Origin of the sequence: Microbacterium sp. (assembly GCF_041909575.1) — a bacterium.
Classification (GTDB): domain Bacteria; phylum Actinomycetota; class Actinomycetes; order Actinomycetales; family Microbacteriaceae; genus Microbacterium.
Window position 1 is genome coordinate 16,251 of the sequence record NZ_JAYRDE010000028.1, and the last position, 12,703, is coordinate 28,953.

14 protein-coding genes are annotated in these 12,703 nt (G+C 69.9%); 13 read left to right on the plus strand and 1 reads right to left on the minus strand.

The genetic code is table 11. The features are described 5' to 3' along the window. Positions 1–50 precede the first annotated feature (50 nt). The 3 genes from ACE3O1_RS06105 to ACE3O1_RS06115 are packed head-to-tail and all read left to right on the plus strand — an operon-like array spanning position 51 to position 2,140. A complete protein-coding gene (locus tag ACE3O1_RS06105) occupies positions 51–860 on the plus strand; it encodes a thymidylate synthase (protein WP_374313489.1) in 810 nt (269 codons plus the stop codon). Next, positions 857–1,366, plus strand: a complete 510-nt coding sequence (locus tag ACE3O1_RS06110) for a dihydrofolate reductase (RefSeq protein ID WP_374313491.1) — start codon at positions 857–859, stop codon at positions 1,364–1,366. Before ACE3O1_RS06105 ends, ACE3O1_RS06110 begins: the two co-directional genes overlap by 4 nt. Positions 1,367–1,375: 9 nt before the next feature. Continuing rightward, positions 1,376–2,140 carry an SDR family NAD(P)-dependent oxidoreductase gene (locus ACE3O1_RS06115; RefSeq protein WP_374313493.1) on the plus strand — a complete coding sequence of 255 codons (765 nt, stop codon included), beginning with the start codon at positions 1,376–1,378 and terminating at the stop codon, positions 2,138–2,140. Positions 2,141–2,142: 2 nt separating this feature from the next. Here the strand turns inward: ACE3O1_RS06115 and ACE3O1_RS06120 are convergent, their stop codons facing one another. Next, positions 2,143–2,691 (minus strand): NUDIX domain-containing protein, encoded by a 549-nt coding sequence (locus tag ACE3O1_RS06120; protein ID WP_374313495.1) that lies wholly within the window; start codon positions 2,689–2,691, stop codon positions 2,143–2,145. A 39-nt stretch (positions 2,692–2,730) separates the two neighbouring features. Between ACE3O1_RS06120 and ACE3O1_RS06125 the strand changes: the two genes are divergently transcribed. From ACE3O1_RS06125 to recA, 10 genes are all read left to right on the plus strand, one after another. Then, a complete protein-coding gene (locus tag ACE3O1_RS06125; RefSeq protein ID WP_374313497.1) occupies positions 2,731–3,804 on the plus strand; it encodes a DUF559 domain-containing protein in 1,074 nt (357 codons plus the stop codon). Between the two features lie 92 nt (positions 3,805–3,896). Then, the gene (gene dapA, locus ACE3O1_RS06130) at positions 3,897–4,874 is read left to right on the plus strand and encodes a 4-hydroxy-tetrahydrodipicolinate synthase (RefSeq protein WP_374313498.1); all 978 of its coding nucleotides are present in this window, start codon (positions 3,897–3,899) and stop codon (positions 4,872–4,874) included. Continuing rightward, positions 4,871–6,553, plus strand: a complete 1,683-nt coding sequence (locus ACE3O1_RS06135) for a ribonuclease J (RefSeq protein WP_374313500.1) — start codon at positions 4,871–4,873, stop codon at positions 6,551–6,553. Before dapA ends, ACE3O1_RS06135 begins: the two co-directional genes overlap by 4 nt. Before the next feature lie 62 nt (positions 6,554–6,615). Continuing rightward, on the plus strand, positions 6,616–7,110 hold the full coding sequence (locus tag ACE3O1_RS06140; protein ID WP_374313502.1) for an N-acetyltransferase family protein: 495 nt from the start codon (positions 6,616–6,618) through the stop codon (positions 7,108–7,110). Positions 7,111–7,183: 73 nt separating this feature from the next. After that, on the plus strand, positions 7,184–9,853 hold the full coding sequence (locus tag ACE3O1_RS06145) for a DNA translocase FtsK 4TM domain-containing protein (protein WP_374313504.1): 2,670 nt from the start codon (positions 7,184–7,186) through the stop codon (positions 9,851–9,853). Between the two features lie 29 nt (positions 9,854–9,882). After that, positions 9,883–10,455, plus strand: a complete 573-nt coding sequence (pgsA, locus tag ACE3O1_RS06150) for a CDP-diacylglycerol--glycerol-3-phosphate 3-phosphatidyltransferase (RefSeq protein ID WP_374313506.1) — start codon at positions 9,883–9,885, stop codon at positions 10,453–10,455. After that, a complete protein-coding gene (locus ACE3O1_RS06155; RefSeq protein WP_374313508.1) occupies positions 10,452–10,922 on the plus strand; it encodes a CinA family protein in 471 nt (156 codons plus the stop codon). Before pgsA ends, ACE3O1_RS06155 begins: the two co-directional genes overlap by 4 nt. Before the next feature lie 181 nt (positions 10,923–11,103). Next, positions 11,104–11,412, plus strand: a complete 309-nt coding sequence (locus ACE3O1_RS06160; RefSeq protein ID WP_374313510.1) for a helix-turn-helix domain-containing protein — start codon at positions 11,104–11,106, stop codon at positions 11,410–11,412. Between the two features lie 35 nt (positions 11,413–11,447). Beyond that, the gene (locus tag ACE3O1_RS06165) at positions 11,448–11,669 is read left to right on the plus strand and encodes a DUF3046 domain-containing protein (RefSeq protein ID WP_374313512.1); all 222 of its coding nucleotides are present in this window, start codon (positions 11,448–11,450) and stop codon (positions 11,667–11,669) included. Positions 11,670–11,917: 248 nt separating this feature from the next. Next, the coding region (gene recA / locus ACE3O1_RS06170) for a recombinase RecA (RefSeq protein ID WP_374313514.1) at positions 11,918–12,703 on the plus strand (786 nt) is incomplete at its 3' end.

Genomic DNA, 12,703 nt, shown 5'->3' on the forward strand with positions numbered 1-12,703 from the left:
TCCGGGCGTAACAGAGCCCGGCGTCCGAGGGCGCGGGTATCGTGGCAGCCGTGACCAGCGCGATCCCGACCCCGTACGAGGACCTCCTGCGCGACGTGCTGGAGCACGGCACGCACAAAGACGACCGCACCGGCACCGGAACGACCAGTGCGTTCGGGCGTCAGATCCGCTTCGACCTGTCGCAGGGGTTTCCGCTCATCACGACCAAGCGCGTGCACTTCAAGTCGATCGCCTACGAGCTGCTGTGGTTCCTCCGCGGCGAGTCGAACGTGCGGTGGCTGCAGGACAACGGCGTGACGATCTGGGACGAGTGGGCCGACGCCGAGGGCGAGCTCGGGCCGGTCTACGGCGTCCAGTGGCGGTCGTGGCCTTCGCCCGACGGCGCCCACATCGACCAGATCTCCCAGGTCATCGACCAGATCCGCGCGAACCCGGACTCCCGGCGCCTGCTCGTCTCGGCCTGGAATCCCGCCGACATCCCCGACATGGCCCTCGCGCCGTGCCACGCGATGTTCCAGTTCTACGTCGCGGACGGCCGGCTGTCGTGCCAGCTCTACCAGCGCAGCGCCGACCTCTTCCTGGGCGTGCCGTTCAACATCGCGTCCTACGCGCTGCTGACCCTCATGGTCGCGCAGCAGACGGGCCTCGAGCCCGGCGACTTCGTGTGGACCGGCGGCGACTGCCACATCTACGACAACCACGTCGAGCAGGTGCGCGAGCAGCTCACGCGAGAGCCCTACCCGTATCCGACGCTGCGCTTCGCCCGCAGGCCCGACTCGATCTTCGACTACGCCTTCGACGACTTCGTCGTCGAGGACTACCAGCACCACCCGGCGATCCGCGGGGCGGTCGCCGTATGACCCCACGCATCGGCCTGGTGTGGGCCGAGGCGGCGGGCGGCGTGATCGGCGCGCAGGGCGGCATGCCGTGGCACGTGCCGGAAGACCTCGCCCACTTCAAGGAGGTCACCGCCGGCGGGCCCGTCGTCATGGGGCGGCGCACCTGGGAGTCGCTGCCCGAGCGCTTCCGCCCGCTGCCGGGCCGGCGCAACATCGTGGTCACCCGCTCCGGCGACTGGTCGGCGCCCGGCGCGGAGCGCGCACCCTCGCTCGGTTCGGCACTCGAGACGGCGGCGGATGCCTCGCCCGAGTGGATCTGGATCATCGGCGGCGGCGAGCTCTTCCGGGAGAGCATCGACGCGGCCGATCGCCTCGAGGTGACCGAACTCGACCTGGAGGTCGACGGTGACACCTTCGCGCCCGATCGCTCGGAGTGGCAGGTGGTGGCCACGGAGCCGGCCGAAGGCTGGAGCACGTCGAGGAGCGGCATCCGCTATCGATTCCTCCGGCTCGAGCGTTCCGCCTAGGCTCGTCGCATGGCGAAGACGGCGGTCATCACGGGCGCGAGCTCGGGTCTGGGCGCGGAGTACGCGCGGCAGCTGGCTGCCCGCGGCGCCGACCTGGTGCTGGTGGCCCGCGATCGCGAGGCGCTCGAGGGCCTCGCACGCGAGCTGACGGCGCAGCATCGGGTGGGCGTGGAGGTGATGGCGCTCGACCTGCTCGCGCCGCGGCAGCGCGCGAAGCTCGAGCGGCGCCTCGCCGACGCGGAGCGCCCCGTCGAGCTCCTGGTCAACAACGCCGGGTTCGGTCTCCCGCTGGCGTTCGAGCGCAATGACGTGGAGGACGAGGCGCGTCATTTGGAGCTGCACGTCGAGGTGCCCCTGCGCCTCACCCACGCCGCGCTCGCGCCCATGCTCGCGCGCGGCCACGGCCGCATCGTCAACGTCGCGTCGGTCGCGGGCTTCACGCCGCGCTCGACCTACGGCGCCTGCAAGGGCTGGCTCATCAGCTTCAGCCGCTGGGCCAACAGCGTCTACGCGAAGCGCGGGGTCACCGTGACCGCCGTGTGCCCGGGCTTCACGCACACGAACTTCCACGAACGGGCGGGGCTCCCGCCGGGGCAGGAGGGCGTCGCCGACTGGATGTGGCTGGATGCCGCCACCGTCGTGCGCGAGTCACTGCGCGACGTGGCCCGCGGGCGCGCCGTCTCGATCCCGTCCACGAAGTACAAGGCGCTCGTGGCGCTCACCCGCTTCGTGCCGTCGTCGCTCGTCGCACGGGCCGCCGCGACCGGCCGCTGACGTCAGACGAATCGGCCGAGATGCACCGCGGCCAACGCGATCGCGGCAATCGACTCGCCGTCACTGATCTCACCACGGCCGATCATCTGCACGAGCACCGAGAACGGCATCCATTCGACGGCCTCGATGCCCTCCTCGTGCTGCGATGCGGATGCGAGATCTCCGGATTCTGAGTGCAGGCGGCGCGCCAGAAACACGTGCTCCGGCGCGTCGGCGATGCCGTTCAGCGCGTTCATCCGGCCGATCTCGAGCCACTCGTCCGCGATCATCCCGGTCTCTTCGCGCAGTTCGCGCTGAGCGGCGGCGAGGGGGTCTTCTCCGTCGGTGCCGCCGGCGGGCACTTCGAGCGAGGACTCTCCGGTCGAGTATCGGTCCAGGCGCACCAGGCACACGCGATCCGCGCCATCCACCGCGACGACGAAGACGGCCGGATGCCGCATCTCGACGACTCCATAGATTCCCGGCCCGCCGGGCCCGAGCACATCGTCCTCGCGCACGCGGATCCAGCGATTCTCATAAACGGTGCGGGACGCGAGGGTCTGCCATGCCATGCGCCCACGATAAGCCGAGGCTCGATTCTGAGCGCTGGGGTGCCGGTCGTCGGATCTGCTGTGACCAGTGAGATCGGTGTGACGGTTGGTGTCACCGAACTGCCGATCTCCCTGCAACGGCCCGTCGTCGCCGGCTCCTCCTCAGCCAATCTGGCGGCTGCGCCATCCCCAGATCTCACTCTCTCGAACCCGAGACCTTCGAGCCGACGCCAAAGTCGCGGTGTGCGCACGTCTGAGATCATCGACATCATCGAGCACCACGGCGGTGTGGTGCGTCGGAGCGCCCTCCTGGCCCGGGGCGCGTCGAAGCGCGCGATCGCGACCGCGGTCAACCGAGCCGGCATCGTCAGGCTGCGTGAAGGTGTCTATGCGGTGCCGACCGCGGACTCGCAGATTCTGGACGCCGCTCGGCATGGCGGCGAAGTGGCGTGCGTGTCCGCCCTTCGCGCTCACGGAGTCTGGGTGCTCGAGATGCGGGGTCGCCTCCACGTGTGGCTCGGGGGCAAGGGGCGAAGGCACACGCACAAGAATTGCCGGTGCATCGATCACCACGACGCCGGCGGAGCCGCATTCGGGATCGCACCCGTCGCCCTCGCCCTCGTGCAAGCGGCAGGGTGTTGCGATGGCGAGACATTCTTCGCCGCCTACGAGTCGGCGTGGAAGAAGGGGCTGCTGTCCCGTACCGAGCGTGAGTGGATCCGCCGAACCGTTCCCGCGCGCACGCGCTGGCTCGTGGATCTCGCGCGACCCGATGCGGACAGTGGGCTGGAGTCCCTTCTGCGCCTGCGTCTGATCCGACTCGGCGTCGCGCTCGAGTGCCAGGTCAGCATCCTCGGTGTGGGACGTGTCGACTTCGTCGCGGCCGGGGTGCTCATCATCGAGGTGGACGGGCGTGAGAATCATGACGGAGCGTCCCTGCGGCATAAGGATCTGGTGCGCGACGCCGCCGCGGCGGCGCTCGGATACGAGACACTGCGCTTCGACTACGCCCTCGTCGTGCATGAATGGCACACCGTCGAGAAGGCGATCGTCGCGCGCTTGCGGCGACATGGGGTGCCGGTCGTCGGGGCGGGCGTGAGAAGTGTGCGCTCCGAGCCGTCAGGTCACCGGTGAGCGCACGGGCCCCCTGCAACCGGCCCGCCGCACGGCGGCGGATGACCCTCGGCCGTACCGCGCGGGGCGCGGCATCCCGATAACCTGAAGGCATGACGCATACGGGCAACCCCTTCGGACAGGTGCTCGTCGCGCTCGTCACCCCGATGACGGCCGACGGCGAGGTCGACTGGCCCGCCGTCGAGAAGCACATCGACGACGTCATCACGGCCGGCGCGGACGGCATCGTGGTGACCGGAACGACCGGCGAGACCTCCACGCTGACCGACGCCGAGAAGATCCGCCTCGTCGAGCTCGGCAAAGAGGTCGCGGCAGGCCGCGCGAAGATCATCACGGGCGGCGGCTCGAACGAGACCGCCCACGCGATCGAGCTGTACAAGGCCAGCGAGAAGGCCGGCGCCGACGGCATCATGATCGTCACGCCGTACTACAACAAGCCGACGCAGGCCGGGATCCTCACGCACTTCCGGCTCGTCGCCGACGCGACCGACCTTCCGGTGATCCTGTACGACATCCCCGGCCGCACCGGGGTGCCGATCCGCTACGAGACGATCCTGCGCCTCGCGAAGCACCCCAACATCCTCGCCATCAAGGACGCCAAGGGCGACTTCAGCGAGGTGAGCCGCGTGCTCAACCAGACCGATCTGATGTACTTCTCGGGCGACGACGCCAACGTGCTGCCGCACCTCGCGATCGGGGCGACCGGGCTCATCGGCGTGACGGCGAACATCGCCCCCGCGCCGTATCGCGCGATCGTCGACGCCGTGAACGCGGGCGACCTGAAGACGGCGACCGCCGCGCACCAGCAGCTGGAGCCTCTCGTGCGCGCCGTGATGACCCACGTGCCCGGCACCGTCTCGGCGAAGTACATCCTCCACGGCCTCGGCCGCATCGGCAGTCCGCGCGTGCGACTGCCACTGGTGGGGCCGGAGGAATGGGAGGCCGCGAAGATCGAGGACGAGCTCGCCCTGGTGACCGGTGTCGCGGGGGCCGACTTCTCCAACTTCCGGCCCGATCGCAACGCGGCCGCCGGCGGCGCGCTGCCCAAGGTCTCGGGGACGACGCGATGAGCCCGCTGACGACGCCTCTCGACCCGCCCGCGCTCGAGCAGGGGACGCTGCGCGTCACTCCGCTCGGCGGCCTCGGCGAGGTCGGGCGCAACATGACCGTCTTCGAGTACGGCGGAAAGCTGCTCGTCGTCGACTGCGGCGTGCTCTTCCCCGAGGAGCACCAGCCCGGCGTCGACCTGATCCTCCCCGACTTCGAGCCGATCAAGGGCCGGCTCGACGACATCGTGGGCGTCGTGCTCACGCACGGGCACGAGGACCACATCGGCGCGGTGCCGTATCTGCTGAAGCTGAAGTCCGACATCCCGATCGTCGGCTCGGGGCTCACGCTCGCCCTCACGGAGGCGAAGCTGAAGGAGCACCGCCTGCGGCCGTACAGCCTGACGGTGGCCGAGGGGCAGCGCGAGAACCTCGGCCCGTTCGAGCTCGAGTTCATCGCCGTGAACCACTCCATCCCCGACGCGCTCGCCGTCGCGATCCGCACCCCCGCGGGCATGGTGCTGGCGACCGGCGACTTCAAGATGGACCAGCTGCCGCTCGACGGCCGGCTGACCGACCTTCGCGCCTTCTCCCGCCTGGGCGAGGAGGGCGTCGACCTCTTCCTCGTCGACTCCACCAACGCCGACGTGCCCGGCTTCACCCCGCTCGAGCGCGAGATCGGGCCGGTCCTCGACCAGGTGATCGGCAAGTCTCCCCGCCGGGTCATCGTCGCCAGCTTCTCCAGTCACGTGCACCGCGTGCAGCAGGTGCTGGATGCCGCAGCCGCCCACGGTCGCCGGGTGGCGCTGCTCGGCCGCAGCATGCTGCGCAACATGACCATCGCCGAGGATCTCGGCTACCTCCACGTCCCCGAGGGCGTGCTCATCGACTACAAGAAGGCGCGCGACCTCCCCGACGATCAGATCGTCTACATGTCGACCGGATCGCAGGGCGAGCCGATGGCCGTGCTCAGCCGCATGGCCAACCTCGACCACGCGATCGAGCCGGGGCCCGGCGACACCGTGATCCTCGCGTCGAGCCTCATCCCCGGCAACGAGAACGCCGTCTACCGCGTGATCGACGGCTTGACGAAGCTCGGTGCGCACGTGGTCCACAAGGGCAACGCGAAGGTGCACGTCTCCGGTCACGCCGCCGCCGGCGAACTGCTCTACTGCTACAACATCCTCAAGCCGCGCAACGTGCTGCCGATCCACGGCGAGTACCGCCATCTCATGGCCAATGCGCGGCTCGCGCAGGACACGGGCATCGAGCCCGAGCGGACGATCCTGGCCGAGAACGGCACGGTCATCGACCTCAAGGACGGCGACGCCCGCGTGGTCGGCCAGCTCGACCTCGGGTTCGTGTACGTCGACGGGTCGACGGTCGGGGAGATCACGGATGCCGACCTCAAGGATCGCCGGATCCTCGGCGAGGAGGGCTTCATCTCCGTCATCGTCGTGGTCGACGCCTCGACGGGCAAGGTGATCTCGGGGCCCGAGATCCATGCCCGCGGATTCGCCGAGGACGACGCCGTGTTCGACGACGTCAAGCCGAAGATCGCCGCGGCGCTCGCCGAGGCCGCGAAGTCCGGGGTGCGCGATCAGCACGCCCTCTCGCAGGTCGTGCGGCGCACCATCGGCCGCTGGGTGAATCAGTCGCTGCGCCGGCGGCCGATGATCATCCCGCTCGTCATCGAGGCGTGAGCCGCGCCGAGCCCTGCGACATGCGGGACTCGGCATCCGCTCGCCGTCGCTAAACTCGCGGCATGCCCCCCGCCTTCCGCATTCGCGCCGCCACCCAGGCGGACGGCGCGTTCCTCGGGGACATGGTCGTCGACGCCGCGAACTGGCGTCGCGGCGGGGAGCGGCTCAAGCACGAGCTCATCGCGGGCTCGGATCACAGCCGGTACGTGTCGGGATGGATGCGACCGGGGGACGCGGGATTCGTCGCGGAGGACGCGAACGGCGAGCCGATCGGGGCCGCGTGGTACCGGATGCTGCCCCGCACCGATCCCGGGTTCGGCTACGTGGGCACGGGCGTGCCGGAGCTCATCATCGGCGTGCGGCCGATCTGGCGCGCGCACGGCGTGGGACGGGCCCTGCTGCAGCGGCTGTGCGAGCACGCGCGGGCGCAGGGGTTCGGGCGCATCTCCCTCAGCGTCGAGCGCGGCAACTTCGCCGCGACGCTCTACCGCAGCGAAGGATTCGCGGTCGTCGAGGCGGCCCACGGGCGCGACACGATGGTCAAGCGCCTGCGCTGACGTGCGGCGTCCGGCGCGGGGAAGCTCCGCGCGGCTCCGCAGAAAAGTCGGCGGTGCGGCTTACCGTGGGGGAATGGCCAGGAGCTCCAGCCCGACCAAGAGCGGTCGCGCGCCCTCACGCACGCAGGCGTCTTCGTCGCGCGCCAAGAAGCCCGAGCCGGCGCCGAAGCGCTACGTCGGCGAGTCCGACCGGCCACCTCTGATCGCGCGCGCGTGGCTGGGTCTCGCCCACGCCACCGGCGGACTCTTCCGCGCGTTCGGTCCCGAGACGCTCGAGAAGGACCAGCGTCGCGACGGCTTCCCGTTCCTCCTCGTGCTCCTCGCGGTCGCCGGCGCGGTCAACGAGTGGTTCTTCATCGGCAACGACGTCGCCGCCGGCATCAGTGCGTTCACGGTCGGCGGGCTCATCGGCCGCGAGGCGTTCATCCTTCCGGTGCTCCTCCTCGTGCTGGCGGGCTGGATGTTCCGGCATCCGTCCTCCGTCCACGACAACGGCCGCATCGGCATCGGCTTCGGGCTGCTGATCTGGACGATCGCAGGCTTCTGCCACGTCGCGGGCGGACGGCCGCAGCCCAGCCAGGGCCTTCCCGCGCTCAGCGAAGCCGGCGGCCTGTTCGGCTGGATGATCGGCGAGCCGCTCGCGCTCGTGCTCACCGACGTCGGCGCCTACATCGTGCTCTCGCTCCTCGCGGTGCTCAGCATCCTGATCATCACCAAGACGCCCCCGAATCGCATCGGGCGGCGCCTCGGCGAGCTGTACGCGTGGATGTTCGGGGCCGAGCCCCGCACCGAGCAGGCGACGGATGCCGCGCCCGCCGAGTCCGACGACGACCCGTCGCTGCCGTGGTGGCGTCGCAACAAGACCGGCCGCGAGAAGGACCCCGACGACGTGCTCGGCTCCGAGGACCTCACGGCCCTCCTCACGCCGGGTTCCCCGCAGGGCGGCTTCGACCAGGTCATCGAGCCGGTGCCGGAGCCCGAGCCGGTCGCGACCGACGCGCTCACCGAGATCATCGATCCGGCCGTGCTGTCGGCGGCGAAAGCGTCCAAGGCGCCGGGCACCTCGCTGCGCGACGACAGCGAGGACCCGCTCGAGGACGGCCTCCTCCCGGGGCTGTCGGGCATCGGCACCGACGCGCCGGCCCGGTCGACCGCGCCGTACCGGCTGCCCTCGGTCAATGCCCTGGCCGCCGGCACGCCGCACGTCGCGCGGTCGCAGGCGAACGACGACACCGTCAAGGCGATCACGAGCGTGCTCGACCAGTTCTCCGTCGACGCGCGCGTGACGGGCTTCTCGCGCGGTCCGACGGTGACCCAGTACGAGATCTCCCTCGGCCCCGGGGTCAAGGTCGAGCGCATCACCGCGCTGACCAACAACATCGCCTACGCGGTCGCCTCGAACGAGGTGCGCATCCTCGCGCCCATTCCCGGCAAGAGTGCGATCGGCGTGGAGATCCCCAACGCCGACCGCGAGATCGTCACGCTCGGCGACGTCCTGAGGTCCCACAACGCCCAGCAGTCGACCCACCCCATGACGATCGGCGTCGGCAAGGACGTCGGCGGCGGATACGTCGTGGCGAACCTCGCGAAGATGCCGCACCTCCTCGTCGCGGGATCCACGGGCTCGGGAAAGTCGAGCTTCGTGAACTCGATGATCACCAGTCTCCTCATGCGCGCCAAGCCCGCCGACGTGCGCATGGTGCTCATCGACCCCAAGCGCGTGGAGCTCACCTCCTACGCCGGGGTCCCGCACCTCATCACGCCCATCATCACGAACCCGAAGAAGGCGGCCGAGGCGCTGCAGTGGGTCGTGAAGGAGATGGACATGCGGTACGACGACCTGGCGTCGTTCGGCTTCCGCCACATCGACGACTTCAACCGCGCGGTCGTCGCGGGCGAGATCACGCTTCCCGCCGGCAGCGAGCGCGTGCTCAAGCCCTACCCCTATCTGCTGGTCGTCGTCGACGAGCTGGCCGACCTCATGATGGTCGCCCCCCGCGACGTCGAGGACTCGATCGTGCGCATCACGCAGCTGGCCCGGGCCAGCGGCATCCACCTCGTCCTCGCGACGCAGCGACCCTCGGTCGACGTCGTCACCGGACTCATCAAGGCCAATGTGCCGTCCCGCCTCGCGTTCGCGGTGACGAGCGTCACCGACTCGCGCGTGATCCTCGACCAGCCCGGGGCCGATCGCCTGATCGGCCAGGGCGACGGCCTGTTCCTGCCGATGGGCGCCTCCAAGGCGCTGCGCGTGCAGGGTGCGTGGGTGAGCGAGCAGGAGATCGAGAAGGTCGTCAAGCACGTCACCGCCCAGGCGCGGCCGGAGTACCGCTCCGACGTGGCGGCGGCGGCCGAGAAGAAGGAGATCGACGCCGACATCGGCGACGACCTCGAGCTTCTGCTCGCCGCGGCGGAGCAGATCATCTCGACCCAGTTCGGGTCGACGTCGATGCTGCAGCGCAAGCTCCGCGTCGGGTTCGCCAAGGCCGGCCGGCTCATGGACCTCCTCGAGTCCCGTGAGATCGTCGGTCCGTCCGAGGGTTCGAAGGCGCGCGACGTGCTCGTGACGCCCGACCAGCTCCCCGCGGTGCTCGCGCGGCTGCGGGGCGAGGACGTTCCGGATGCCGCGGCCCCGGCATCCGATCCCTACGGCGCCGACGCCGTCGACGCGCAGTTCGACGGCTATCCGGTCGTCGAGAGCGAGGGCGGCGAGGACGCGTGGGGGCTGACCGGCCGCGATTGAGCCCGGCCGTGCGGCGATAGGCTCGGCGCATGGCTATCCCGCGGCAGCTCCCGAACGCGATCACGATCGTGCGCATCCTGTGCGCCCCGGTGTTCCTCTGGATGCTGCTCGCCGACGGCGGTGCCGACGGACCGCTGCGCTGGTGGGCGGCGGTGCTGTTCATCGTGGCGATCGCGACGGACGGGATCGACGGCTACCTCGCCCGCAGGCACCACATCGTCACCGACCTGGGCAAGCTGCTCGACCCGATCGCCGACAAGGTGCTGACCGGCTTCGCCTTCATCGGACTGTCGATCCTCGGCGAGCTGCCGTGGTGGATCACGATCCTCGTGCTCGTGCGGGAGGTCGGGATCACGGTGCACCGGCTGATCGTCGCGAGCGACCACGTCGTCGCCGCGGCCTGGATGGGCAAACTCAAGACGCTCGCGCAGGGGGTGGCGCTCTCGCTGGCGCTGCTGCCGCTGTGGACCGTCGTCGGCGACTGGATCTTCTGGGTGAACGGCGTGACCATGACCATCGCGGTCGTGCTGACGGTCGCGAGCGGCATCGACTACGTCCTCACCGAGGCTCGCGGGGCGCGCCGCGCGAAGGGCACCGCGTGACCCTGGCCGCCGACCTCCTCGCGGCGCTGGGCGCCCGGGGGTGGACGGTGGCCGTCGCCGAGTCCCTCACGGGCGGGCTCGTCGCGGCCGCCATCGTCGACGTCCCGGGGGCGTCGGCGTCGATGCGCGGGGGAGTGGTGGCGTACGCCACCGACGTGAAACGGGACGTGCTCGGTGTCGACGCGGCGCTGCTGGCGTCGGCGGGAGCGGTGGATTCAGCAGTCGCGTGGCAGATGGCCGAGGGGGCCCGGCGCGTGCTCGGTGCGGATGTCGGCATCGCGACCACCGGGGTTGCGGGCCCGGAGCCCCAGGACGGGAAGCCCGTCGGGACAGTGTGCATCGCCGTGGTCGCACCCGACGGGTCCGCGGGGGCGACGGTCCTGCTGGAGGGCGATCGCGCCGCGATCCGAGAGGCGGCGACGGCGGCGGCCCTGAAGCTTGCGATCAGCCGGGTCTCGAGCTCGTGAGCGATCCTCCGAGAGGGTCGGGACAGATCGTTCGAGTCGGCGGGAACACACCGTGTTTCTTCTCGGTTACATTCGGTGATTCCCACCCATTCCCCAGTTCGCGGGATTAGATTGGCATCATCCGGTGCTGTACTGTTGTCCACCCGGACAAGCGGAATCAGAAGTGAGGAGGGGGCCCACAATGATCCTGGTACGTCAAGAGATCGGCGAAGTGCTTCGCGATTTCCGCCAGCAGAAGGGTCGCACCCTCCGTCAGGTCGCGAGCCGCGCAAGCGTCGCTCTCGGTTACCTGAGCGAGGTCGAGCGCGGTCAGAAGGAGGCGTCGAGCGAGATCCTCGCATCGGTCGCCGAAGCACTCGATGTGCCCATCTCGATCATCATGCGCGAGGTCGGCGACCGCATCTCGGTCCTCGAGGGCCTGCAGACCTTCCCCGACGTCGTCCCCGACGAGCTCGTGGCGTCCGTCGACGCCGAGCTGTCGCTGCGCTGACGCGATCCGCCTTCTGACCGGAGCACTCCGCCTTCATGCGCCGCAGTGAGTTCGACCGAGCCGTGAACGACGAGTTCGGTCTGCGCGGCGACGCGCTGGTGGTCGATCTCGTGCTCCCCGGCGTGGGCGGGCGCACCGCCGCCGAGGCGCTGAAGGCCGGCGTGCCCCCGCGCGAGGTGTGGCTCGCGCTGTGCGCCGAGACGGATGTCCCGCTCGAACGCCGTTACGGCGCCGGGCGCCTCGAGCCCAAGCGCTGAACACACCGCCGCCGTCGCCGCAGCCCGGCGTGTCGTCGAATATGTGTTCGATAGCCGCGTAGGCTCCTGCACAGCAGGGATCGAGGACGTGTCTGTCCACGAGAGCGGCGGAGCGAAGACGGATGTCGGAGCCCCTCCCTAGCGTGGACGACGTCGAACGACACCTCACGCCTTGTCGCAGCATCCGTCCCACCGGGTCGGAGCGCGACAGCCTACAGGCGACGGAACGCGAGCATTAGGAGCACGCCATGCCCTCAGCAGTTGACCGCGAGAAGGCCCTCGAATCGGCCCTCGCCCAGATCGACCGGCAGTTCGGAAAGGGCTCGGTCATGCGGCTGGGCAGCGACGAGCGCGCTCCTGTCGAGGTCGTCCCGACCGGATCGATCGCCCTCGACGTCGCGCTCGGCATCGGCGGGCTTCCCCGCGGCCGCATCATCGAGATCTACGGTCCCGAGTCGTCGGGAAAGACGACGCTCACGCTCCATGCGATCGCCAATGTGCAGCGCGCGGGCGGGATCGCCGCCTTCATCGACGCCGAGCACGCGCTCGACCCCGACTACGCACAGAAGCTGGGCGTCGACATCGACGCGCTGCTCGTGTCGCAACCCGACACCGGTGAGCAGGCGCTCGAGATCGCCGACATGCTGGTGCGCTCGGGCGCGATCGACCTCGTGGTCATCGACTCCGTCGCCGCGCTCGTGCCCAAGGCCGAGATCGAAGGCGAGATGGGCGACTCCCACGTGGGTCTGCAGGCGCGTCTCATGTCGCAGGCGCTCCGCAAGCTCACCGGTGGGCTCAACCAGACCAACACCACGATGATCTTCATCAACCAGCTGCGCGAGAAGATCGGCGTGTTCTTCGGCTCGCCCGAGACCACCGCCGGTGGAAAGGCGCTGAAGTTCTACGCCTCGGTGCGCCTCGACATCCGCCGCATCGAGACGCTGAAGGACGGCACCGACGCGGTCGGCAACCGCACGCGCGTCAAGGTCGTGAAGAACAAGATGGCGCCCCCGTTCAAGCAGGCGGAGTTCGAC

Excerpts from the sequence above, each read along its gene's own strand:
- ACE3O1_RS06110 (WP_374313491.1), top strand. The coding sequence starts at position 857 with ATGACCCCACGCATCGGCCTGGTGTGGGCCGAGGCGGCGGGCGGCGTG.
- ACE3O1_RS06115 (WP_374313493.1), top strand. The coding sequence starts at position 1,376 with ATGGCGAAGACGGCGGTCATCACGGGCGCGAGCTCGGGTCTGGGCGCG.
- ACE3O1_RS06120 (WP_374313495.1), bottom strand. The coding sequence starts at position 2,691 with ATGGCATGGCAGACCCTCGCGTCCCGCACCGTTTATGAGAATCGCTGG.
- dapA (WP_374313498.1), top strand. The coding sequence starts at position 3,897 with ATGACGCATACGGGCAACCCCTTCGGACAGGTGCTCGTCGCGCTCGTC.
- ACE3O1_RS06135 (WP_374313500.1), top strand. The coding sequence starts at position 4,871 with ATGAGCCCGCTGACGACGCCTCTCGACCCGCCCGCGCTCGAGCAGGGG.
- ACE3O1_RS06140 (WP_374313502.1), top strand. The coding sequence starts at position 6,616 with ATGCCCCCCGCCTTCCGCATTCGCGCCGCCACCCAGGCGGACGGCGCG.
- ACE3O1_RS06145 (WP_374313504.1), top strand. The coding sequence starts at position 7,184 with ATGGCCAGGAGCTCCAGCCCGACCAAGAGCGGTCGCGCGCCCTCACGC.
- pgsA (WP_374313506.1), top strand. The coding sequence starts at position 9,883 with ATGGCTATCCCGCGGCAGCTCCCGAACGCGATCACGATCGTGCGCATC.
- ACE3O1_RS06160 (WP_374313510.1), top strand. The coding sequence starts at position 11,104 with ATGATCCTGGTACGTCAAGAGATCGGCGAAGTGCTTCGCGATTTCCGC.
- ACE3O1_RS06165 (WP_374313512.1), top strand. The coding sequence starts at position 11,448 with ATGCGCCGCAGTGAGTTCGACCGAGCCGTGAACGACGAGTTCGGTCTG.